This is a genomic window from Agrobacterium pusense (assembly GCF_900102105.1).
Lineage (GTDB): Bacteria > Pseudomonadota > Alphaproteobacteria > Rhizobiales > Rhizobiaceae > Agrobacterium > Agrobacterium pusense.
On the sequence record NZ_FNBB01000001.1, the window covers coordinates 155,090 to 178,362 of the forward strand.

At 60.7% G+C, this 23,273-nt stretch carries 23 protein-coding genes; 9 read left to right on the forward strand and 14 right to left on the reverse strand.

Going from position 1 to position 23,273, the window contains the following annotated elements:
- Positions 1-34 precede the first annotated feature (34 nt).
- Entirely contained in the window at positions 35-931 is an 897-nt protein-coding gene (locus BLU28_RS00850; RefSeq protein ID WP_022555795.1) for a LysR family transcriptional regulator, read from the forward strand.
- Positions 932-970: 39 nt separating this feature from the next.
- Here the strand turns inward: BLU28_RS00850 and BLU28_RS00855 are convergent, their stop codons facing one another.
- From BLU28_RS00855 to BLU28_RS00865, 3 genes are all read right to left on the reverse strand, one after another.
- Positions 971-1,750: a VOC family protein gene (locus BLU28_RS00855; protein ID WP_077986736.1), complete on the reverse strand. Its 780-nt coding sequence runs from the start codon at positions 1,748-1,750 to the stop codon at positions 971-973.
- 93 nt (positions 1,751-1,843) lie between these two features.
- The gene (locus BLU28_RS00860; protein ID WP_006700024.1) at positions 1,844-2,332 is read right to left on the reverse strand and encodes a DUF1579 domain-containing protein; all 489 of its coding nucleotides are present in this window, start codon (positions 2,330-2,332) and stop codon (positions 1,844-1,846) included.
- A gap of 29 nt (positions 2,333-2,361) precedes the next feature.
- Positions 2,362-3,090 (reverse strand): DUF899 domain-containing protein, encoded by a 729-nt coding sequence (locus tag BLU28_RS00865; protein ID WP_077986735.1) that lies wholly within the window; start codon positions 3,088-3,090, stop codon positions 2,362-2,364.
- Positions 3,091-3,239: 149 nt separating this feature from the next.
- On the opposite strand from BLU28_RS00865, the gene BLU28_RS00870 reads away from it, so the two are divergent.
- From BLU28_RS00870 to BLU28_RS00880, 3 genes are all read left to right on the forward strand, one after another.
- A complete protein-coding gene (locus BLU28_RS00870; protein ID WP_006700023.1) occupies positions 3,240-3,686 on the forward strand; it encodes a MarR family winged helix-turn-helix transcriptional regulator in 447 nt (148 codons plus the stop codon).
- 87 nt (positions 3,687-3,773) lie between these two features.
- Positions 3,774-4,196, forward strand: coding sequence for a YciI family protein (locus BLU28_RS00875; protein ID WP_004440523.1), 423 nt, complete (start codon positions 3,774-3,776; stop codon positions 4,194-4,196).
- A gap of 404 nt (positions 4,197-4,600) precedes the next feature.
- Positions 4,601-6,115 carry an ABC-F family ATP-binding cassette domain-containing protein gene (locus BLU28_RS00880; RefSeq protein WP_077986734.1) on the forward strand — a complete coding sequence of 505 codons (1,515 nt, stop codon included), beginning with the start codon at positions 4,601-4,603 and terminating at the stop codon, positions 6,113-6,115.
- 40 nt (positions 6,116-6,155) lie between these two features.
- On the opposite strand, the gene BLU28_RS00885 is transcribed toward BLU28_RS00880, so the two are convergent.
- The 3 genes from BLU28_RS00885 to BLU28_RS00895 all read right to left on the reverse strand — a co-directional run bounded on the left by BLU28_RS00885 (position 6,156) and on the right by BLU28_RS00895 (position 7,985).
- Positions 6,156-6,917, reverse strand: coding sequence for an RES family NAD+ phosphorylase (locus tag BLU28_RS00885; protein ID WP_004440518.1), 762 nt, complete (start codon positions 6,915-6,917; stop codon positions 6,156-6,158).
- Complete coding sequence (locus BLU28_RS00890; RefSeq protein ID WP_077986733.1) at positions 6,877-7,260, reverse strand: MbcA/ParS/Xre antitoxin family protein; 384 nt, start codon at positions 7,258-7,260, stop codon at positions 6,877-6,879. The genes BLU28_RS00885 and BLU28_RS00890 overlap by 41 nt, the downstream gene beginning before the upstream one ends.
- A gap of 302 nt (positions 7,261-7,562) precedes the next feature.
- Positions 7,563-7,985 carry an organic hydroperoxide resistance protein gene (locus BLU28_RS00895; protein WP_003509379.1) on the reverse strand — a complete coding sequence of 141 codons (423 nt, stop codon included), beginning with the start codon at positions 7,983-7,985 and terminating at the stop codon, positions 7,563-7,565.
- A gap of 191 nt (positions 7,986-8,176) precedes the next feature.
- Here BLU28_RS00895 and BLU28_RS00900 point away from each other — a divergent pair, with 191 nt between their 5' ends.
- The gene (locus BLU28_RS00900; RefSeq protein WP_004440509.1) at positions 8,177-8,635 is read left to right on the forward strand and encodes a MarR family winged helix-turn-helix transcriptional regulator; all 459 of its coding nucleotides are present in this window, start codon (positions 8,177-8,179) and stop codon (positions 8,633-8,635) included.
- A gap of 54 nt (positions 8,636-8,689) precedes the next feature.
- Here BLU28_RS00900 and BLU28_RS00905 read toward each other — a convergent pair whose 3' ends face one another.
- Both BLU28_RS00905 and BLU28_RS00910 read right to left on the reverse strand, forming a co-directional pair.
- A complete protein-coding gene (locus BLU28_RS00905) occupies positions 8,690-9,415 on the reverse strand; it encodes a L,D-transpeptidase (RefSeq protein ID WP_004440507.1) in 726 nt (241 codons plus the stop codon).
- 155 nt (positions 9,416-9,570) lie between these two features.
- Positions 9,571-10,485: a L,D-transpeptidase gene (locus tag BLU28_RS00910; RefSeq protein ID WP_035209470.1), complete on the reverse strand. Its 915-nt coding sequence runs from the start codon at positions 10,483-10,485 to the stop codon at positions 9,571-9,573.
- Positions 10,486-10,651: 166 nt separating this feature from the next.
- On the opposite strand from BLU28_RS00910, the gene BLU28_RS00915 reads away from it, so the two are divergent.
- Positions 10,652-13,372, forward strand: coding sequence for a heavy metal translocating P-type ATPase (locus BLU28_RS00915; RefSeq protein ID WP_077986732.1), 2,721 nt, complete (start codon positions 10,652-10,654; stop codon positions 13,370-13,372).
- Positions 13,373-13,525: 153 nt separating this feature from the next.
- Entirely contained in the window at positions 13,526-14,308 is a 783-nt protein-coding gene (locus BLU28_RS00920; protein WP_175477654.1) for a glycosyltransferase family 32 protein, read from the forward strand.
- A gap of 35 nt (positions 14,309-14,343) precedes the next feature.
- Here the strand turns inward: BLU28_RS00920 and BLU28_RS00925 are convergent, their stop codons facing one another.
- The 4 genes from BLU28_RS00925 to BLU28_RS00940 all read right to left on the reverse strand — a co-directional run bounded on the left by BLU28_RS00925 (position 14,344) and on the right by BLU28_RS00940 (position 19,912).
- Positions 14,344-15,309 (reverse strand): alpha/beta hydrolase family protein, encoded by a 966-nt coding sequence (locus BLU28_RS00925; RefSeq protein WP_077986730.1) that lies wholly within the window; start codon positions 15,307-15,309, stop codon positions 14,344-14,346.
- Positions 15,310-15,480: 171 nt separating this feature from the next.
- Complete coding sequence (locus BLU28_RS00930) at positions 15,481-17,106, reverse strand: cisplatin damage response ATP-dependent DNA ligase (protein ID WP_077986729.1); 1,626 nt, start codon at positions 17,104-17,106, stop codon at positions 15,481-15,483.
- Position 17,107: 1 nt separating this feature from the next.
- A complete protein-coding gene (locus BLU28_RS00935; protein WP_077986863.1) occupies positions 17,108-18,118 on the reverse strand; it encodes a ligase-associated DNA damage response exonuclease in 1,011 nt (336 codons plus the stop codon).
- Between the two features lie 264 nt (positions 18,119-18,382).
- Positions 18,383-19,912, reverse strand: a complete 1,530-nt coding sequence (locus BLU28_RS00940) for an MDR family MFS transporter (RefSeq protein WP_006700017.1) — start codon at positions 19,910-19,912, stop codon at positions 18,383-18,385.
- Positions 19,913-20,053: 141 nt separating this feature from the next.
- Here BLU28_RS00940 and BLU28_RS00945 point away from each other — a divergent pair, with 141 nt between their 5' ends.
- Both BLU28_RS00945 and BLU28_RS00950 read left to right on the forward strand, forming a co-directional pair.
- A complete protein-coding gene (locus tag BLU28_RS00945) occupies positions 20,054-20,569 on the forward strand; it encodes a MarR family winged helix-turn-helix transcriptional regulator (protein WP_006700016.1) in 516 nt (171 codons plus the stop codon).
- A gap of 82 nt (positions 20,570-20,651) precedes the next feature.
- Positions 20,652-21,311, forward strand: coding sequence for a glutathione S-transferase family protein (locus BLU28_RS00950; RefSeq protein ID WP_077986728.1), 660 nt, complete (start codon positions 20,652-20,654; stop codon positions 21,309-21,311).
- A 145-nt stretch (positions 21,312-21,456) separates the two neighbouring features.
- Here BLU28_RS00950 and BLU28_RS00955 read toward each other — a convergent pair whose 3' ends face one another.
- Both BLU28_RS00955 and BLU28_RS00960 read right to left on the reverse strand, forming a co-directional pair.
- Entirely contained in the window at positions 21,457-22,077 is a 621-nt protein-coding gene (locus BLU28_RS00955) for a glutathione S-transferase family protein (RefSeq protein ID WP_072494130.1), read from the reverse strand.
- 134 nt (positions 22,078-22,211) lie between these two features.
- Positions 22,212-23,210 (reverse strand): asparaginase, encoded by a 999-nt coding sequence (locus BLU28_RS00960; RefSeq protein WP_077986727.1) that lies wholly within the window; start codon positions 23,208-23,210, stop codon positions 22,212-22,214.
- Between the last annotated feature and the right edge of the window lie 63 nt (positions 23,211-23,273).

The following is a 23,273-nucleotide window of genomic DNA, read 5'->3' on the forward strand; positions in this document are numbered from 1 at the left end:
TAATATTTACCTCAATGGATAGAATTTCTAACCAATGAACATTGATCTCAATGCTGTTTCGACGTTCTGCCTTGTTGCCGAGGAACGGAATTTTCGCGCCGTCGCGGACAGGCTGGGCGTCACCCGCTCCGCCGTCAGCCAGACCATCCGCAAGCTTGAGGAGACAATGGGAATTGCGCTGGTCCAACGAACCACCCGCAGCGTGAGCCTGACGGAAGCGGGGCAGCAGCTTTACGCTGATGTCTCGTCTTCCATAGGCGCGATCTCGCAGGCGGCGCAGGCAGCCTCATCGCTTGGCGGCACGGTGCGCGGTCAGCTTCGGCTGGCGGTGTCGTCCATTGCAGAACGTTTCTTGTCGGGACCTCTGCTCGCAAGCTTTGCCGAGGCACATCCCGAAGTGCAGCTCGACATCGTCGTGACGGATGAAGAATTCGATATTGTCGCCGAGCATTATGATGCCGGCGTGCGTCTGGGAGAGCTTATCGAACAGGATATGATTGCCGTTCCGGTATCAGTTCCCCAGCGGCAGCTTGCCGTCTGTTCTCCTGGATACCGTAACAGTTTCGCCCTACCGACGCAGCCGAGCGAGTTGATCGAGCACAGGTGTATTGGCTGGCGGCCTCGTCCGGGTATTGCGCCATACAGATGGGAATTTGCCGAAAGCGGCCGGGAGTTTGCGGTGGCGGTGGAGCCTGCTTTCACCACCAACGACATGCAGCTGATGATCAAGCTCGCCTGTGCCGGTGCAGGCATTACCTTTGGCATGGAAGAGACATTCCGGCCCTATCTGGAGCGCGGAGAGCTTGTTTCCATGCTGGAAGACTATTCGCCCAGCTTCGCAGGGTTTTATCTTTATTATCCCAGCCGTCGCAACCTTGCGCCGAAGCTGCGGGCCTTTATCGATCACGTTCGCCTGTCGAGAGAGAGATGATCTGCCGGACGTTGCCCCGGCAGATCATCAGCAACAGACTTATTTCTTCTGCGAGACCAGCGAGAAATAGGCACCCTGCGGATCGACGCAGTTAACGATCCAGCTGTCGCCGGGCACCTCCATCGGGCCGTTGACGACCTGTCCGCCGCCGGTGCTGACGCGAGTGATGGCGTCATCGATGCCATCCACATTGAAGTAATAACCCCAATGGCAGACGGGAACCTGCGGCATGCGTTTCATGATGCCGCCAACGGCTTTACCCTTGTGGGCGAAGATGCGGTACGGGCCCATTTCGCCCATGTCGAAATCATGGTCCTTGGTCCAGCCGAAGACATCGCCGTAGAAGGCCATCGCTTCATCGACATTGTCGGTGAAGAGTTCGTACCAGCCGACATGGCCCTGTTTCGCTTGTGTATCCTCAGGGAAACCGCCGGTTTCCATCGGCTGCGGCGTCATGATGCAGAGCACGGCGCCATAGGGATCGGCCACCACGGCAAAGCGGCCGATTTCCGGGATGTCCTGCGGCGGACGTCGGATCGCGCCACCTTTTTCGGCAAAACGTTTTGCCGTCGCGTCCACATCGTCGACATCGACATAGGCCGTCCAGTTCGGCGGAATGCCCTGGCCCTTGTGCTCGTCGGTCAGTTCCATGACGCCGCCCATGCCCTTGCCGTCGGCTTCCAGCACGAGATAGGGCATTTCCGGCGAGCCGAAATCCTTGGTCTGCCAGCCAACGACATGACCATAAAAGCGGGCGGCCGCTTCCATGTCGGGTGTCATCAGCTCGACCCAGATGAATTTTCCATGCGTATCGGACATTGTCGTCTCCTATGGAGGGTTTGGCGGGTGTTTCGGCAAGCGCCCGCCGCAGGGCGCGGCGGCACGTTCGTTCAGATCAAGTCCGGGCGAGCTTTACGACTTGCGCCGGAACTCCGATGTCATGAAGGTCTTGAATGTGCCGTCCGGCTGCCTGACGCTGCCGGAGAAACTGCGGTGATTGTCATCATGCAGCACCAGCACGTCGTGATAGGTCGCGGTGCCACCGGAACCGTCGAAAGCGGGGCCTTCCGCTTCCAGCGTCAGGGTCTTGCCGTCCTCTTCCAGCCAGCCCTTGTAGACCCAGAGATGCGTCATCATCGACCCTACCCAGGTGCCGACAAAATTGCCCTTGGCCGGATCGAAGCCGACCGTTATGACGGCCGTCATCCGGTCGCCGTCAGGCATCCTGCCGGAGCCTTCGCCGATGACCCACAACCCGCCGATGGAGCGGACGGTCTCCGTAAAACGCTGGTCCGGATCATCAGGATCGTATCCTTCATGGCCGGCAACCATTACCCAGTCGCCGACGAGCCTAGACAGGAATTCGTGTTCCTTCTGCGGCTTGACGCTTTCCATTTCCATTGTCGTCTCCTCCTCTCGTCTTGCCGTTTTCAGTGGCAGCAGGATGCGGCTTTCGGCGCGTCCTCATATTGGTCGTGGCGGCGCACCCAATCCATTACACCCTCTTCATTACGGCCTTTTGGCACCAGATCGAGCAGCATCAATGTGCCGAGCGTCTGCTCCGCGCCGCGGGCATAAGTGGAATAGGTGTGATAGATCTTGCCTTCCTCGCCCTTGGCGAAAACGCTGATGCCGTGCAGGTCCTTCAGGTCGCCATAGGGCGCCATGTCACGGTAATTGTAGGTGATTTCGCCGCTTGCCATGTCCTCGTCGCGAAACGAGGCCTGATAATCGTAATTGAAATCCGTGCCTGCGGCTGAAACCCAGGGGAATTTCCAACCCATGCGGTTTTTGTAGCTTTCGATCTTTTCAAGCGGTGCCCGCGACACCGCGACGAAGCCAGCATCGCCATACTTGAGATGGATCAGCGCGCCATCGACGTGATCGGCGAAGAAGGAGCAGCCAATGCAGCCCTCCTCCCAGTCCGGCGCCAGCATGAAGTGGTAGACGATCAGCTGACTGCAATCACCGAACAACTCCTGCAGCGATTTGGGGCCGGAAGGCGCGTCGAAGATATAATCCTTCGTCACCTCCTCCCACGGCAATGCGCGACGGGCTTCGTTCAGCCTGTCACGGGCACGGGTCAATTCCTTTTCCTTCACCAGCAGATCGCGGCGGGCCGCAAGCCACTCCTCTTTTGAAACGACGGGATGAGACATGATCTTTCCTCCTTGGATCCGTCCTTCACCTCGGCGCCGCTCCGTCCCAACGGCCGGCACCGCCTATTTCTGTGCTGAAAGGCAACAAACAGTCTGCAGAGCACCAAGTTCCGCTTGACTAATTAGGTTGATATCAACATATTTAGCGCATGTCAAACGTCAGCGTGATTCCTTTTGCGACAACCATTCTCGTGCGTGATTCCTGCCTGTGCCTGCATGCACAGCGTGCGGCACGGGCGCTGGCACGGCTGTTCGACAATGCGTTGAAGCCGGTGGGCATCAACAATGGTCAATTTTCGCTGCTGATGTCGCTGAACCGCCCGGAGCCACCGCCGATGGGGCCGGTCGCCAATCTTCTGGCGATGGACCGCACGACGTTGACGGCGGCGCTGAAGCCGCTGGAGCGGCGCGGGCTGGTCAGCATCGAACAGGACCCGAAGGACAAGCGCGGCAAACGGCTGCGGCTGACGGCTGAGGGGATGGCCGTACTCGCCGCCGCATTCCCGATATGGGAGCAGACCCATGCGGAAATCGAAGCAAAGATTGGAAGCGGTGACCCTGAAAGACTGCGCCGCGACCTCATCGATCTTGGCTGACAGGGGCGGAGCGCCCCGGCAAGACTGTCATCCGGTTGTCGCGCCGGAGAGCGAAACTGAACGAAACGCAATCCAGGAGGAATGATCATGCGTGCAATCGTTTTTGTAAAAGCCACAAAAAGCAGCGAAGACGGCGTGATGCCGACGACGGAACTGATGGAGGCAATGGGGAAATTCAACGAAGAACTGGTCAATGCCGGCATCATGCAGTCCGGCGACGGCCTGCACCCCTCCTCCAAGGGTAAGCGCGTGATCTTCGACGGCGACAGCCGCACCGTGATCGACGGTCCCTTCCCGCACACCAACGAGCTGGTCGCCGGTTTCTGGATCTGGAACGTGAAGGACATGGACGAGGCGGTGGAATGGGTGAAACGCTGCCCGAACCCGATGTTGGAGCGCAGCGAAATCGAAATCCGCCCCATGTTTGAAATGGAAGACTTCGGCGACGCGGTGACACCTGAAATCGCCGCTCATGTCGAAGAACTGCGGGCGCGTGTCGGCAACCAATGACGCCAGCGGGCCAAACGAGCCCGGCTGAAAGGATCAGGTGCGGCATCGACTACCTCTCCCGCCGGGCAGGCCTTGCCGCATCGCCCCTACCCACCCCTTCTCAAAGCGGGTTGCAACGGATCGCCGCCGCTGTTAATGGTCGGGCGGTTCAACCCGTTTCAAGAAAGGAGGCTTCGCATGGATATTTCCTGCTTCTGGCGCAATCGTCAGCTCTGCCACCTTTTTGCCCTGCGGACACGTTTGCAGGGCTGACCGGAACACCACCCTCTGGTTTGCCTAAAAGGCCGCGCAGGACGCAGTTCGTCTGCCATTGCGCATAGTTTCACGACGGATCACCGATAACCGAAACCCCGTCCTGCACGCGCAGGCAACGGTGCGGGTCCGTCTTCGCCAGAGACGACATCATGACCATCATTACGCTGCGCAACCTCGGTATCATCCTTGGCAAACCGCTTTTTTCCAATCTCAGCCTCACCGTGAATGCGGGCGACCGCATCGGCATCGTCGCCGCCAATGGTTGCGGCAAGTCCACCCTGCTCAATTGCCTGGTGGGCGACATGGAGCCCAGTAGCGGCGACATCACCCGGCTGCGCGGGCTCACCCAGTCCATCGTGCGCCAAAATCCGCCTGCCGCCCTGATGGAATTGACCATGCGGGATGCTGTGCTCTCCGCCCTGCCGGCGGATACGATCGATAGCGAAAGCTGGCGCGCAGACATCATCTTCGATGACATGCTGGTGCCGGAGCCGTTTCGCGAGCGTCGCCTGAAAGAACTGAGCGGCGGCTGGCAGAGGCTTGCCATGCTGGCCAAGGCCTGGATCACAGAGCCTGACGTGCTGCTGCTCGACGAGCCGACCAACCATCTCGACCTTGAAAAGATCAACGTGCTGGAAAGCTGGCTGGGCGCCCTGCCGCGCGACACGGCCGTCATCATCGTCAGCCACGACCGCGCCTTTCTCGACAATGTCACGCGGACGACGCTTTTCCTGCGGCCTGAGAACTCGGCGCTGTTTCGCCTGCCCTATGGCCGTGCGCGCGCGGCGCTGGAGGAGGAGGACGCCGCCGATGAGCGGCGTTTCCAGCGCGACATGAAAACCGCACAGCAGTTGCGCCGGCAGGCGGCCAAGCTCAACAATATCGGCATCAATTCCGGCAGCGATCTCCTGACCGTTAAAACCAAGCAATTGCGCGAGCGTGCGGAAAGGATCGAGGAGAAAGCGCGCCCTGCCCATATCGAACGATCCGCCGGCAAAATCCAGCTCGCCAATCGCGGCACCCATGCCAAGGTTCTGGTCACTCTGGAGGATGTTCCCGTCTCGACGCCGGACGGAACAGTGCTGTTTCGCACCGGCCGACAATTCATCCGCCAGGGCGACCGCATCGTCATTCTCGGTCGCAACGGTGTCGGCAAGACGCGGCTGATGTCACTGCTGCAGGCGGCGGTGACGGGTGATGGCCATATTCAGGAGGGCATCAAGGCCACGCCCTCGCTGGTGGCCGGATATGTCGACCAGTCGCTTGCCGACATCGATGACGACAGCACGCCGGCGACGCTTCTCTCGCATCGCTTCGACATTGGCGACCAGCGCATCCACGGCCTGCTCGCCGGCGCCGGCATCGACATGGAAATGCAGAAACGCCGGATCGCCACGCTTTCAGGCGGGCAGAAGGCGCGACTTGCCATGCTGGCGCTCAGGCTGGCGGAGCCGAATTTCTACCTGCTGGACGAGCCGACGAACCATCTGGATATCGAGGGACAGGAAGCGCTGGAGGCGGAAATCATCAGCCGTGAAGCCAGCTGCGTCTTCGTTTCGCATGACAGGAGTTTTGTGCGAACGGTAGGAAACCGCTTCTGGCTGATCGACAAGCGCAGGCTGGTGGAAGTTGACGACCCGGAAGCGTTTTTCGCTTCCGCCTGACATCATCGGCCCGCCAAGAGGATGAAACAGAGAACGCCCGTCAGCCCAGCAGGCTGGCGAGGCGTGGATCACCGGCAAAATCCGCGGCCGAAAAACCGGTTCGCCGCATCGGGAATTCGCACAGCGCCTGCACCCCGGTTTTCGAAAGATGGATGCGCCAGCTCATCCGCTCCACCGGCGATTTTTCGGCGAAGGCCTTCGGCGACAGGATGGCAATGTTGAGGCCGCCTGCCGGATCGCGCACCGAGCGGTAGAGTATGGCCTCGATCCGGGCGAGACGCGCCTGATCCGCCAGTGTCTGACAAGCTTCGTAATTCGTGGGATCAGTCCACAGGGCCTCGTCACGGTTGAGTGCCGGTTCGGTCAGATCCAGCGCGGCATCGGTGGCGACGCGGGCGGCAAAGGCGGAATAATCGGCTGGATTGGCAGGCAGCGGCGTGCCAGGCGATTCGGCGTAGAACAGCAGCCGGTAAAAGGCCATTTCAGCAAGCGCCGTTTCCACCTTCGCGGCGGCGTAATAAACGCCTTCGGTATAGCCCGCGCGGCGGAACCGCGAGCCATGCGGATAGGCTGCGCCATAACGGAAGGGCGTCGCGAGAAGATAATCAAAACCGGCGCATTCGGGTGGAAACGGCCGCTTGCTCGCCTCCAGAATATCTTCCAGCAGCGATTGCTCTTCCACCGTATCCACCAGCTTCATGGTGGATACCTGGTGCTGCGCCTCCACCAACCGCCAGTATTTTCCCGCCGCAGCGCGTTTTTCAGACAGGAGCGCGTCGGGCGTCCAGATAGGAGAGGACATCGATCAATCCGGTAATGGTAGTCAGCTTGTCGGCAGGTACGGCGCCGAGCGCCGTGTTATGATTGCGCAGCCAGCTTTTCGCCACGGCCTCGTCGCCGCCGGCAATCGCATCCAGCGAACGGAAAACCCGGATCAGCAACACAGCCAGTTCAAAAGATTTGGCACCCGGCTCCAGCAGGAAATCAAGCCGCTTCATACGCGACACCGTGGGCGCGGAAACGCCAAGAATATCCGCCGTGCGGGCGGCATTCAGGCCGAGCCGCTCCGCGGCGGCGATGACAGCCTTGGTGACGACCCTGCCTTGCGATGCGGGGTCCGCGGCGGCCTTGGTGTGAATATTCATGGGTCTACCCTTTCCTTGGAAAGAATATAGCACATTTCTTTCTGCAAACAAGAAGGGCGGAATGAACGCAGGAATGACGATCCACTGCCCAAGCCTGATATTTATCGTGTGCAGGGCGCCCCGCCCCGTCACCCCGGACTAGATCCGGGGTCCAGCGCGATCAAGTCCTTGATCGCGATAGACTCCTTTCAAGGCGCAGACGCGCCGGGGCATGGATGCCGGATCTAGTCCGGCATGCGGAGGAGACGTCGCGGTCCACTTCAGGCCGGGATGAACCCGCCACACATTTCAGACCTGAAAAATCAGGCTACCGAGACCGGCACTTCCGTGGAGGTGCGCATGGCGTGGCTGTAGGGGCAGACGATGTGCGCAGCAGCAACCAGTTTTTCAGCAACTTCGCGCTCGACACCAGGAATATTGGCCTTCAGCGAGACTTCGATGCCGAAGCCGCCGCCGTCTTCGCGCGGGCCGATACCGACGGTTGCCGTCACAGTGGTGTCTTCAGGAATCTTTACCTTTTCCTTGCCTGCGACGAATTTCAGGGCGCCGAGGAAGCAGGCGGAATAACCGGCTGCAAAAAGCTGTTCCGGATTGGTGCCGCGGGCGCCATCACCGCCCAGCTCCTTGGGAACAGTGAGTGTGACGTCGAGAACGCCGTCTTCCGACTTGGCGTTACCGGCGCGGCCACCGGTGGCAGATGCTTTGGTCGTGTAGAGAATTGGCATGACATTACTCCTTCGGGTTGGCGTTGAGGCTCTTATAGCGAACAATTGAATTGTGCGCAATATAATTTTGCACATTGAATGCGAATTCGTTTTTTGCGATAATTTTCACGAAATTTCGCCGCGCATCCATGCGGCAGGAACCGAAAGCGGGGGCCGATTGTTCCCTCCCCGGTTGATTTTGGAGCAGGAAAATGGGTGCAGAGGGCGACGACAAGAAGATGGAAAGCCTGCTGAGGCTGGACCAGCAGATATGTTTTGCGCTTTACGGCGCGGCGCATGCCTTCACAAGGGCCTACAAACCGCTGCTCGACCCAATCGGGCTGACTTATCCGCAATATCTGGTCATGATGGCGCTATGGGAGAAAGAGACCTCCACCGTCAAGGCGCTCGGCGAAATGCTGGGGCTCGATTCCGGCACCCTTTCCCCGCTGCTGAAAAGGCTGGAGCATGCGGGGTTGATCACCCGCAAGCGCGGGACGGTGGACGAACGACAGGTGCTGGTGGCCCTGACGCCAAAGGGTGCGAACCTTAAAAAAGAGGGCGTGAAGATCATGGCGGCGATCGGCAATGCCACTGGTTGCGGTCTGGAAGAGCTGGTGCAGATCCGCGACCGGGTGAATGCGCTGAAGGACAGCCTCACCCGACCCTGACGTAACAAAAAAGGCGGCACGGAGCCGCCTTTTTTCATATGGAGAAGTCGCGGCTCACTGCCAGACCACGACACGCGCCTTCTGCGGCACGCGGTCGTAGAGATCGATGACGTCCTGGTTCATCAGGCGCACGCAGCCGGAGGAGACGGCCTTGCCGATGGAGTTCCATTCCGGCGAACCGTGCAGGCGATAAAGTGTGTCCTTGCCATTCTGGAAGATATAGAGCGCGCGGGCGCCGAGCGGGTTCTTCAGGCCCGGCGGCATGCCGCCGTTCTTGGAGGAATATTTGGTGAGTTCCGGCTGGCGGGCGACCATTTCGTCCGGCGGTGTCCACTTCGGCCATTTCTGACGCCACTGGATGACGCCCTCGCCCGACCAGGCGAAACCTTCGCGGCCAATGCCGACGCCGTAACGCATGGCGCTGCCGCCCGGCTCCACCACGTAAAGGAAGCGCGAACGCGTATCGACGACCACGGTGCCTGGACGTTCGCCCGTCGGATCAACGACCCGCTGGCGGTAATAACGCCGGTCGATTTTCTGATACGGCACGGCAGGAATGACGTAACCGCCATCCTCGACCGAGCCGTACATGACGGCCAGTTCCGCGTCGCTGACGCCGGACGAGAACATCTGGCGGAAATCGCTGCCAATGGCACTTGCCTGCTGGCGGATGGCGTCTCCCGTGCCCGATGAGGCGCAGCCTGCGAGAAGCGAAGCGGAAGAAAGGCCAAGAAGGGAAAGAAAGGTGCGTCTGGAAAGATCTGTGTCGGTGCTTGTCATAAGGCCGGTTTGTCCCACATTTCGAACGGCTAGATCGCCGTTGTACGTCATTTGTTCCGTATCATGCGTATTGCGAAAATAGTTAACCGACCGCTAAAAGCCAGTCACAAGCTGCTGGCGGAATGGGTCCCCTATCTCTTTCTTTTAGAACGTGTTCAGATAACCACAATCTGCGCACCCTGCGGCACGCGCTCATAGAGATCGATCACATCCTGATTGAGCATGCGCACGCAGCCGGAGGACGTCGCTTTACCGACAGACTGCCAGTCCGGCGTGCCATGCACGCGGTACAGCGTGTCCTTGCCATCCTTGAAGATATAAAGCGCGCGTGCGCCGAGCGGATTGTTCAGACCCGGCGTCATGCCGCCATTGGCGGCGGAGATGGAGGCGAGTTCCGGCTGGCGCTTGACCATTTCATCGGGCGGCGTCCAGCGCGGCCACTTGGCCTTCCACTGGATCTTGCCACGGCCCGACCAGGCGTAACCGTCACGTCCCAGCCCGACGCCATAGCGGATGGCCTTGCCGCCGGATTGCACGAGATAAAGGAAATGCTGCTTCGTATCGACCACGATGGTGCCGGGCGCTTCCGCCGTCTGGTAGCTGACTTCCTGCCGGAGATAACGCGGATCGATGCGGCCATAGGGAATAGCCGGCAGCGAGCGGTCCTCGTCGCGGATCGGGCCATACATGACACGGTGCAGCGGATTGGAGACCGGCAGACCATAGGCCACCGCCTGGCCTTGGCTCTGACCCTGGGGCACATTATAGCCCTGCACCTGCGGGGCCTGCAGCCCCTGGCCGCGCACCGGCGGGCCATATTCCTGATGGAAGCGGGTTCGGAACAGATCCGGTGGGCGCGTCGAAAGCTGGCCCGGCTGCGGCGGCAGTTCCGGCTGGCGATTGGAGCTGACGGAATTGAAATTGAACACCGGCGCCGTTTCCCTGACGAAGACGTCCGGGTCCATCCGGGTCGTATCCGTCACGAAAAGGCAGCCGCTCATCAGGGGCAGCAGGGCAAGCCCGACCAGAGAGGCCGCCCGGCGACCGTTTTTCAAAAGGAGTGCTATCATCTGAACCGCTTCATGGAATCCAATCTGAGGCCATGATGGACCGCGCGGCTGGCGCGAAGCTGGCGTCGGTTTTTCAAAAAAAATCGAAGAACTGCATTTTTTCTCTTGAAGCTCTAGTTGCTAGAGGTGCCAGATTGGCTGTCGAGTGGAATTCAGGAGCGAAACCATGAATATTTCGACACGCGGCAGTTTGAACGGGGAGCCGGAGGCCCTGACCTTTTCGGTCGGTGGCATGGATTGCGGCAGCTGCGCGGCCAAGATCGAAACCGCGCTATCGCGCCTGCCCGGCGTTGCCGACGTCAAGGTGTCAGTGGCCCGCGAGCGGCTGAACCTTTCGCTTGCCGAAAACAAAACCCCGGTGGAAAAAATCGAGGATACGTTGCGCAAGCTCGGCTTCAAACCCGCTCTGCTGCCGCGCGAAAAAGCGCCCGCAGCAAAGGTGGAGGCCGATCAGCACGACCATTCCTCCTGCGGCGGTCACCATCATGACACGCCCCAAACGGCTATTGAAAACAACAATGCGCTGACCTTTTCGGTCGGCGGCATGGATTGCGGCAGCTGCGCGGCCAAGATCGAAACCGCACTGTCCCGCCTGCCCGGCGTTGCTGACGTCAAGGTGTCGGTGGCCCGCGAGCGGCTGAACCTTTCGCTTGCCGAAAACAAAACCCCGGTGGAAAAGATCGAGGATACGTTGCGCAAGCTCGGCTTCAAGCCGGCCCTGCTGCCGCAGGAGAAGGCCGCGCGCGAAAAAACGCCGGATCAAAAGCACGAACACGATCATGATCACGCGACATGCGGTGGCCATCACGATCATGATCATTCCGGCCACGACCACGCAGCGCATGACCATTCGGGAGACGAGCAGCATTCCTGCAACGGGCATGACCACGATCACTCCGGCCATGATCATTCAGGTCACGATCACGGACACGACCATGCGGGCCATTCCCACGCTGCCGCACCTGCCGCCGCAAACCAGAGCGCCGAGATAGGGCACGCCCATGGCGCGGACGAAAGAGGTGCATGGTGGCGCACCGCCAAGGCGCGCAACACCTTCACCGGCACCATTCTGGTCGCGATTGCCTATGCGGCGGAACTGACCTTCCCGGCCTGGGGTAGTTACGCCTTCATCGTCGCCACGCTGGTCACGCTCTTCCCGATCGCACGCAATGCCTTTAATGCTGCCCGTTTCGGCGCTGTCTTCACCATCGAGATGCTGATGACCATTGCCGCCATCGGCGCGATCATCATTGGCGAGGCGGAAGAGGCGGCTATCGTCGTGCTGCTGTTCTCCGTTGGCGAATTGCTGGAAGGCTTCGCCGCCGCCCGCGCCCGCTCCGGCATCAAGGCGCTCGGTTCACTCTTGCCGAAAACGGCGATGGTGGAGGAAAACGGCGCGCTTCGGCAGGTCTCCGCCGATCAGGTGCGCATCGGCCAGGTGGTCGTGGCGCGCCCCGGCGACCGTATCGCCGCCGATGGTGTTGTCATCGACGGCCAGTCCAGCGTCGACGAATCGCCGATGACCGGGGAAAGCATTCCCGTCGCCAAGGACAAGGGCGACCGCGTCTTTGCCGGCTCGATCAACCATGACGGTTCGCTGCGCATCCGCGTCGACCGTGCGCCGGAAGACAACACCATCGCCCGCATCATTACGCTGGTCGAAGAAGCACAGGATGCCCGCGCGCCGACCGAGCGCTTCATCCAGAGCTTCTCGCGTTATTACATGCCGCTGATCGTCGCGATCTCGGTGCTGACGATCATCGTGCCGCCGCTCGCCGGTCTCGGCGACTGGGATACCTGGATTTACCGTGGTCTCGCGCTGCTCCTGATCGGTTGCCCCTGCGCGCTGGTCATCTCGGTTCCCGCCGCCATCGCCTCCAGCCTTTCGGCTGCGGCACGCCACGGCATGCTGGTGAAGGGCGGCGCGGTCATCGAAATGCTGGCGCGCACCGAAACCGTCGCCTTCGACAAGACCGGCACGCTGACGCTTGGTGAGCCTGTCGTGACGGATGTGATCACTGTTGATGGCAACGAGGCCGAGCTGATTGCGCAGGCCGCGACCATCGAGAACGAGTCGAGCCATCCGCTCGCCCGCGCGATCGTCAATCATGCCGAAAAGGCCGGCGTGAAACCCCTGCCCGGCTCCAACATCAAGGCGATTTCCGGTCGCGGCATGCAGGGCAATGTCGGTGGGAAGGAGCTGTTCATCGGCGCACCGCGCTTTGCGACTGAGGTCGGAACGCTCTCGAAGGATCTTGCCGACCGTATTTCCGCACTGGAAAGCGAAGGCAAGACGGTGGCTGTCGTGATGACCGGCGGCGCAGCAAGCGGCCTCTTCGCCATGCGCGACGAACCGCGCAAGGACGCGGCCGAAGGCGTCAAGGCGCTGAAGGATATGGGCATTTCCTCGCTGATGCTGTCGGGTGACAATGCCCGCACCGCGCGTGCCATCGGCAACAAGCTTGGCCTTGAAGCGCGCGGTGAACTTCTGCCGCAGAACAAGGTCGAGGAAATCCGCAAGCTTGCCGAGAAGCAGACCGTTGTCATGGTGGGTGACGGCATCAACGATGCGCCGGCCCTTGCGGCGGCCAGCGTCGGCGTCGCCATCGGCTCGGGCACGGACGTGGCGATGGAAGCGGCGGATGCGGCGCTGATGCGCAACAATGTCGGCGACGCCGCCCGCCTCATCGGCCTCTCGCGCGCCACCATGAGCAATATCCGCCAGAACGTGACGATTGCGCTTGGCCTGAAGGCGGTGTTCCTGGTCACAACAGTTACCGGCCTTTCCGGCCTGTGGCTCGCCGTCTTTGCCGATACGGGCGCCACGGTTCTGGTGACGGCCAATGCCATGCGGCTTCTTGGATATTTTAACCGCAACAAAGCCTGATCGCAGCCCCTCCCCAACCGGCCGGGCCCCGTTAATCCGGGCTCGGCCGGTCTCATTTTCAGCGTATTGACAAACTAATTGCGTCCAATAAATACCGCGTACCGCCGTTTTCCACGCGCGTGACAACCGATTCCACGCGAGGGAGCGCTGAACTTGGCTAAGACTGGCTATAACCGCATAGCGTACCGCGCGATCAAGATCGGCGGGAACATCGTCAAGGTTATTTTCTCCATCGATCTGTTCATCCGGCCCGGCAGGAGAAAAACGCTCCCGCAGCATCAGCCTGCCGGACGCAGCCCAAAAACGGAAAAAGCCATCCCTCGCATTATCTGGCAGACGAATTACACCAATCGGGTCACGACGCCGATCTATGCGAATTTCCTGTTCAATCGCTGGCTGACGCCAGAATTCGAATATCGTTACCATGATGACGAGGCGTGTCAGGCCTATATCGACCGCCATTTTCCCGGACGTTATGCGGACGCCTTCCGTCGACTGCAGGTGGGCGCCGCCAAAGCGGATTTCTGGCGCATTCTCGTTCTTCTGCAGGAAGGCGGCATCTATCTGGATATTGATTCCAATTTTGCGGCCCGGCCCGAAGATGTGATCGATACGGATGAAGAAGCCGTTTTCATTGCCATGAAGAACGGCGAAATCACCAACTATTTCATGGCGTCGAAACCCGGCCACCCGGCGCTCAGGCTGATAGCCGATCGTATTGCCCGTAATATCGAAGAAGGGACGCTCGTCAGCGTCTATGACATGACGGGCCCAACCGTGGTGCATGCCGTCGTCAAGGAACTGGGGCTGCCGGTCCGCAACTACCGGGAAATTTGCACCCAGGGCCAATTCACCAACAAGCGCGCCCAATATGCCGACAAAAAAGACGGCGCATGGTGGGCAGAGCAGGCCAAGACGTCCATCGTCAAGACGTAGGACACCACACGCCTACGGACGGTGCAACATCGCGTTTACGCGAAGCCGTTGAAAAAACGGATGCTTTCCGCCACTGCACCGGGGACGACACCATTATGAGTTCCCGCCAGCAGTTTTTTGTCGACCCTGAAACCCGAGGTCAGGGCGCGGTCCACAAAAAGCTGGTGATCGGCGTCGAAAGGTCGTTCCTCCGTGCCGCGCAACAGCAGTGCCGGACATTTGAGGCTGGGGCCGAAACAGACGGAGGAGCGCATGATGAATTCGCGTTCGTCGGTTTCGTCGAAACAGATCTCCTCGCTATAGCGGTTGAAATAGCGCCATGAATTGACGCCAGCGGATATGGGGGCCGCAGCACGGAATTTACGGCTCATGGCTGCCAGAAGCGTGAGCGTGCCGCCGTTGGAATGGCCGGCGATGAAGAAGCGAGCTCTGTCAATGCCGGGAAGATTTTCAAGATAGGTGGCCGCCGCCAGCGCATCCGAGGTTTCGTCGTAGAAGCCTGAATAATTGCCGTTCTGGCCGTTTTCGCCACGAAAGGACGGTAGCAGCACAACGAAGCCCGCTTCCCAATATGGCTTCATCAGCGCCCAATGGCCATCCCCGGTGGCGTTGCCGCCATGCAGGAAGAGGACGGCCGGTTTCAGTGTTTTTGACGGCTGGTAGTGGGAGAGCCAGGCGACAAGTTCGATCGAGCCATCCGGCCCGCCACGATAGGTGACACGCTCCGCCCCGGGCGGTGTGCCAAGCGCCGAGGACTTCTCCGGCGCCGCCATCTTGCGCAGCAGGTGGGTGTGGAAACGTCGGCGAGCCTCCGCATAATCCTGCCGTTCGAGCGGCAAGACTTCAGGTGTCGCAATGCCCGCTCTCACGGCGGGCGGCAGGATAAGCGCTGCTGACAGCCCCATTGCGCCAGCGAGCAATCCGCGCCGCGTCATGCCCGGCGAGACCGTGCCGCTCTCTTCCTGTCCGAAGGCTGAGGAAAGAAAGCGTTTGTCTGCCATATGGTCACCTGACGAGGATGGTTGCATTAGCAGTTCAGCACTGCGGCGGGAGGCTGTCCAATCACGGATTCGCGAATGACAACAATGTATTCGCAGCCATCATGGCAATTTCTGGACGTCGCCTCGCCCGGACTGTGACGCCCAGGGAAATAAACGGGCGATCATGCCACCCTAGCCTTCCACACCGTCGATCATCGCCACCAGTGTTGAAAGCCTGTCGGCTTCGGCCGGCAACTTGTCGGCGCGCAGCCGGGCAATGCGGGGGAACCGCATGGCGACGCCGGATTTGTGGCGGGTAGAGCGGTTGATGCCTTCGAAGGCAACTTCAAGCACGAAACCGAAATCCGGCGTGGCGCGCACCGCCCGCACAGGGCCGAAACGCTCGACGGTATTGTCGCGCACGAACTTGTCCAGCACCTCCAGTTCCGCATCGGTGAAACCGAAATAAGCCTTTCCGACAGGCACGAGCTGTTCGCCGTCCTCCCCCTCCGCCCAGACACCGAAGGTGAAATCGGAGTAATAGCTCGATCTTTTGCCGTGGCCACGCTGGGCATACATCATGACGGCGTCGATATTGTAAGGATCGCGTTTCCACTTGAACCAGGGGCCTTTAGCGCGCCCGGCCTGATAGGTGCTGTCGCGGCGCTTGATCATGACGCCCTCGATGACCGGATCGGGCGGTGCGGCGCGTAGCGTATCGAGTTCCTGCCAACTGGAAAAGCCGATCAGCGGCGAGAGGTCGAAGCGATCATGCGGTGCATGTTCGATAATGTCAGACAGCCGGCCGCGACGCTGCAGATAGGTCTGCGCGCGGATATCGCTCTCGCCGTCGAACAGCAGGTCATAGGCGCGGATAAAGGCGGGATAGTCGTCCAGCATCTTCGCCGTCACCGTCTTGCGGTTCAGTCGCTGCTGCAGGTCGGAAAAGGTTCGGGTGAGATTGTTGGACCGTGCCGTGCCGCCAATCAGCAGCTCACCATCCATCACACCTTCGAAATCGATCGCGTCAAGAACGTCAGGGAAGGCGCCTGAAATATCGTCGCCTGAACGGGAATAGAGTTTCCGTGTCCCACCGGCGCGGGACAATTGCACACGAATACCGTCCCATTTCCATTCGGCGGCGTAGTCGGCGGGGTCCAGCCCATCGAGGTCGCCATCCGCCACCGGCGTCGCCAGCATCACCGAATGGAAGATGGCGGGCGTTGCCAGCACCGGGCGGTCCGCCTTACCCTCGAGCCATGCGAAAAGCGGCGTATAGGGCGGCGCCAGCCCGTGCCAGAGGGTTTCGATCTCGATGATGTCTTTCCCCGCAAAATCCGCCAGCGCCTGACGCGCCAGCCGGGCCGAAACGCCGATGCGCAGGCTGCCGGTGGCAAGTTTGAGGAAAGCGAAACGAGAGGGCGTATCGAGCCGATCCAGGAGATCACGCACCGCACCGCGCACCTCGGTACGGCCAAGCGAATTCATCAGTGTCACCACTTCACCAAGACGCGGATCCTGTGCCTCTGAATCGTCAGCACCGCCGATATTGCCCCAGACCAGCGAAATGGTTTCGGCGAGATCGCCCACATAATCATAGGAATAGCGGAACAGAACCTCATCCATCCGCTCCAAGACCAGTTCGCGCAGCAGGGCCGGCTTGACACTTTTAAGGTCCAGCGTCCCGGCAATGGCTGCGAGACCGTAACCCCGGTCGGGATCGGGCGTATCGCGGAAATAATCGGTGAGCAGCTTCAGCTTGCCATTGCGCGACGGAGTGAGAACCAGGCGGTCAAGAAGGGTGGCGAAGGCTTTCATCTCAATCCCCCTCGTCCTCGTAACCAACGAGATGCAGTGGCTTGGCGGCGATGCCCTGCAATTCGCACCAGCGCACCAGCGCCTCCTCCCGGCCATGCGTGACCCAGACGGCCTGCGGGGAAATTTCCTTGATCGTCTCCAGCAGTTCCGGCCAGTCGCAATGGTCCGAGATCACCAGCGGCAATTCCACACCGCCCTGCTTTGCCCTCTGCCGCACCATCATCCAGCCGGACGCGAAGGCAATCAGTGGTTCGTTGAAGCGGCGCGCCCAGCGCTCCTGAAACGCCGAGGGCGGTCCGACGACAATCGCGCCCTTGAAGGCAGCGGGATTACTTTTTTCCAGCGTCGCGGGCCTTAGCTCCCCGAGGTCGATGCCCTGCGACACGTAATATTCACACAGCCGTGCCAGCGCGCCGTGGATATAGATCGGCTCGGCATAACCATTATCGCGCAGGAGCCGGATGACTCGCTGCGCCTTGCCCAAAGAATAGGCCCCGACGAGATGGGTGCGTTCGGGAAACTGTTTGATGGAGGTGAGCAGCTTGGCCGTTTCCACACGCGGCAGCGGATGGTGAAATACTGGCAGGCCGAAGGTGGCTTCGGTGATGAAGACATCGCAGGGCACCGCCTCGAAGGGGGCGCAGGTGGGGTCGATGCCGCGCTTGTAATCGCCGGACGCCACGATGCGCAGACCGTTCATTTCCACGGAAATCTGCGCCGAACCCAGGACATGGCCCGCCGGATGGAAACCGACGGTGACGCCGTTTACCTCCACCCTCTCGCCGAATGCGACCGCCTGCTCGCTGCCGCAGAAATCCTCGCCATAACGGATGCGCATAATATCCAGCGTCTGGCGCGTGGCCAGCACCGCGCCATGGCCAGCGCGGGCGTGATCGGAATGACCATGGGTGATGAGCGCCCGCGCCACGGGCCGCACGGGATCGATATAAAAATCACCCGTCGGGCAATAAAGGCCCTTGGGCGTGGAATTCAGGAGCTGTTCCGGCTTCATGTTCATTGAGATAGGGCCGCCCGCGCGAATCTAAAGTGCTGCGAGCATAACGCGGAACGCGCGTTAAATTTCCAATGGGGGCGTTTTTGTTTTGCGGAGACATCCCGTCATTCCGGCCTTGAGCCGGAATCCAGGAGCCGCGCGTCCGCGCGGCGAAAGAGTTATTTCAGCCCAAGGACTTGGGCTGGCTGGATACCGGCTCAAGGCCGGTATGACGGATGAGAGGTTTCAGCGAGAACCAAAGGTGACAACTGTCGGCCGCCCCTACTCCCCCGCCACTTCCGCGGGCTTCGCCTCAACCGCCGCCGGTAGCCGCACCGGTTTCAGCATCAGCGCCGCGGCAAGGCCGATGGCAGCGGTTGCGGCGGCCGCGAAGAACAGCGGCGTAAACGCATCCGAATAGAGCGAGGCGACGGCGGCCTGGGAGGCTGCGGGCAGTTCCGAGAGGATTTTTGGCGTCAGTTCCTCGATTTTGCCGACGCCGGGAATATCCACCGCCACACCCTTGAGGCTTGTGGATACGATGGCGCCATAGACCGAGATGGCAATGGCAGCACCACCCATGCGGGTCAGCGTTACCGCTCCGCTTGCCGCACCGATGTCAGCCTTGGGGGCCGAGTTCTGCACGCCGATGATCGGAGCCTGCTGGCCGAGGCCGACTGCGAAACCCTGCGCCAGCATCAGCACCGCGATCAGCCAAAGCGGCGTTCCCGCATGCATCTGCGTGAAGAGCAGCATGGCGATGACGTTGATTGTCAGGCCCGCAACCGAGAAGGGCTTGTAGACGCCGGTGATCGAAATCAGCCGTCCGGCCGAAAGCGAACCCATGACGATGCCGCCAGTGACCGCAATGAAGAACAGGCCGGCATGGGAGGGGGAAAGGCCGGTGGTCGTCTGCAGGAACAGGGCATAATAATTGACCATGCCGATGCCGATGCCGCCGCTGGTCAGCGAAACGATCATCAAAAGCGGAAAGGTGCTGTCCTTGAAGAGACGCAGCGGCACCACCGGTTCCGGCGCGCGGCGCTCCACCTGCACCCAGAGGAACGCGGCGATGACGGCGAAGGCGATGATGCCGAGGCTGGGGGCTGCGATGAGCGAGCCGAACAATTCGCTGCTGTCCGCCCAGAAGACCACGCTGGCGATGGTGGCCGCCAAGAGGACCGCACCGAGATAATCGATCTTCGGCTGGCGCGCCGGGCGTCGGTAAGGCAGCATCAGCGCCAGACCGGCAATAACGATGATGCCGAGCGGCAGATTGATCAGGAAAATCGACCGCCAGCCAAAGAGATCACTCATCGTGCCGCCGAGGATCGGGCCGACACTGCCCGATGCCATGATGGTGAGGCTGGAATAGCTCTGGTAACGGGCGCGTTCACGCGGTTCGAACAGATCCGCATTGACGGAAAAGATCGATACCATGATGCCGCCGCCGCCAAGGCCCTGCAACACGCGGGCAGCAATCAGACTATCCATCGACCATGCCAGCCCGCAGGCGAGCGAACCAAGCGTGAAGATGACGACCGCCGCGATCATCACATATTTCCGGCCGAACAGATCGCCGAGCTTGCCATAGACGGGCATGACTGCGCTGGTCGCCAGCAGATAGGCAGAGCCGATCCAGCCGAAACGCTCCAGCGCGCCGAATTCACCGACGATGGTGGGCAGTGCCGTCGATACGATCTGGTTATCGAGGGTCGCCATGAACATGGCCAGCATCAGAAACAGAAAGACGATGAGCCTGCGGCGATGATCCGACACAAGCGGCGCCACGGGGGCGGTGGACATATCCATGAAAAATCTCGTTGGCTTCAGGCAGATTTACTGTGACAATTTGTGTGCTATCAGCATATATATGTCAATGGCAAGTTTCTGACATCTGTGCTATTGCCGCTAAACGTGATCGGAAAACAGCATCGAAAGGGACGATGAAGCGTGGCGACTGAGGAAAACTGGAACGAGGATCTGCCCGAGGACATCAAGCGGATCGGCAATACGATGACGCGCATGCGCATCATGATCGGCCGCCGCATCATCGGCCGCATGGCGCTTGCCAGGCTCGCTCCAGGTCTCGAACTTTCCCATATCGACGTGCTCGACATTCTGCGCCGGGCGGAGGGCGATGTGACCGTGGGCGCGATTGCCGAGGGTATGCGCATCGATCCCTCACGCGGCAGCCGTGTGGTGGCGGATATGGTGGGACGCGGCCTGCTGAAACGCGGCGTTTCCCAGGAAGACGGCCGCCGCAGCATCGTAGAGATCACCCCGCTCGGCACCAGTCTTTTGCAGGAGATGCGCCGGACCAAGATGAGTGTCATCGAGGACGTGATGGATGGATGGCCCGCGGAGGATGTGGAAACATTCGCACGCCTGTTCGAACGGTTCATCGACCGTTTCGAATGCCGGCTCTCGCCCGATACAGACCTCCTGCCGGATCAGAAAAAATCATAGTTGGCGCTGCGATCCACAGCTTCACTTTAAGAGGGCAAGACCGTAACTTGCCGCCATCTGACAGGTTGAAGGGGTAATTTCGATGTTGACGATTTACGGTGTCTACCGTTCCCGCGCCACACGCACATTATGGCTGGCGGGCGAACTCGGCATAGCATTCAAGCATGTGCCTGTGATACAGGCCCGCCGTCTTGCCGATCCGCTGGCTGCGGATGCGCCGCTCAACACGCTGTCTCCGGACTTCCTGGCCGTCAACCCGATGGGCACCATTCCCTGCATCGAGGATGACGGCATGGTGCTTTACGAATCCATGGCCATCAATCTCTACCTCGCCCGCAAATATGGCGGACCGCTTGCGCCGATCGATCTGAAGGAAGATGCGGCGATGCTGCAATGGTCCTTCTTTGCCGCGACCGAAGTCGAGACCAATTCGCTGAAGATTTCCTCCGCCATCGCCGAAGGCCTGTCGGAAAGCGATGCCGGCAGGGCAGTGATCGATGTTGCCAGCCGCCTGCTGAAGCGCCCCTTCCGGGTGCTGGAGCAGCATCTGTCCAGTCATGACTATCTGGTGGGCGACCGCTTTACCGTCGCCGATCTCAACGCGGCGGAAATCGTTCGTTACGCACAGGGCCACAAGCCGCTGTTCGACGCCCATCCGGCTCTGAACGCCTGGCTGGATCGTTGCCAGGCCCGCACGGCGTTCAAGACCATGTGGGATACGCGCGCGGCAGAGGCGGCCTGAGTCAAGACGCCAAGTTGCGATAGCTGGCAGACCAGCCTCCACACTCAACGTCATGCTCGGGCTTGTCCCGAGCATCTGCGACCTCTGGATTTACGAGACGTGATTAGATCCTCGGGACAAGCCCGAGGATGACGAAGTGAGCCTTTCAGCCCCTCTCCCCCGCGAGCGCGCGCTGGACCGCCGGCCGGTCGTTCATGCGGCGAAAGTGGTCGTGCACCTTGGGGAAACGGGCAATATCCACGCCGTCGCTTTCCAGCCATCCGGACATGACGAAAAGATAGGGATCGGCCACGGAATAGGCAGTGCCGAGAACCCATGGGCCACGCAGCATGCCGTGCTCGATCAGTTCGAAGCATTCACCCATGGTCTGCGGCACCTTGGCCTTCATATCCTCAAGCGAGCTCTCCTTGCTCGCCCAGCGACTGCCGCGCCGGCCGTGGGCATGGGCGACATGCACCGTCGAAGAAATGAAGGCGTTGAAGGACTGCATCAACGCGAATTCGAAGGGATCGTCGAGCGGCGCGAGTTTCTTCTCGGGCGCCATCTGGGCGATGAAGGCGAGGATGGCCGGCGTCTCCGTCAGCACGCCGCTTTCCGTCGCCAGCGCCGGCACGCGGCCCTTGGGATTGATCTTTAAAAATGCCTCGGAGCGTTGCTCGCCTTCCGCGAAATTGACGCGGTGGGCCTTGTAAGGCAGGCCGGATTCCTCAAGCACGATATGGCTGGCGCGGGAGCAGGAACCGGGGGAGAAAAACAATGTGAACATGGATATGCGACCTCCAAAGCAATGAAGCGCCCGCTTCTTCCTCATGCGGACACCGCCCCGCGAGGGCCATGGGCTGGCCGTCACGTGCGGGGCGTGTCATCATCGTGCCGGCAAACGGCCGCGTCAAAGGTTATTTAGAGACCGACGACCCTGATATCGCCGACATGGATGCCGTTCCAGTTCCGCATCTGCCGGTTCGCCATGCCGCTCAGCGCCTGCTGTTCGGCGCTGCCTTCATCGAAATAGCGGGCGAGCAATGCCGAAACCATGGCTTCCGCCGCACGCGTCGTGCCGTCTTCGCATTTCACCGCCATGGCGATGCCCTTTTCCGGCAGGGCCGCGACGAAGACGCCCTCCGCGCCGGTCTTGGCGAAAATCTTGCCCGGCGCGATCTGCATCAGCTTCGTGCAGGCGCGGCCGGTGCCTGCCACATAAAAGGGTTCTGCCATGCAGGCCTCCATGAGCCGGCGCGAGGCGCTCGCCCGGCCGGCTTCCAGCCCCCTGCCCGTCGCCATCTTTGCGAAACCATGTGCCAGCCCTTTGAGCGGCACCGCATAGGTCGGGATGGAGCAGCCGTCCACGCCGCAATTGTCGTGACCCAGCGCAGCACCCGTCAGGCTCTCCATCGTCGCGCGGATTTCCTGCTGCAGCGGGTGGTCATAACCGACATAGCCCTTGGGGTCCGTTCCGGTATGACAGCAGGCGCAGATGAAGCCTGAATGTTTACCGGAGCAATTATTGTGAAGCGCCGTCGGCTTTTCCAGCGTGCGGGCCTGATGGATGATGGTTTTCTGGTCGGAGGACCAGTGCGCGCCGCATTCCAGCGTATCCACATCCCTGCCCGCCTTGGCGAGCATAGAAGCGGCAAGTTCCACATGTGCGTCCTCGCCGGAATGAGAAGAACAGGCAAGCGCCAGCTCGCGGCTGCCGAAACCATAGGCGTCCGCGGCACCGCTTTCCACCAGCGGCAGGGCCTGCATGGCCTTGCAGGCCGAACGCGGGAAGATGCCACGTTCCAGATCTCCCGTGGAAAACAGCACGCCGCCATCGCCATCCACCACCACCGCAAGGCCCCTGTGGCGGCTTTCCACGAGATTGCCCCTGACGACTTCGACGGTAACGGAATTGTTCATTCTCTCAGCCTCAAAAAATTCTGATTTTATGTTGTTGATACCGCAATTGATTTTTCGATGCAC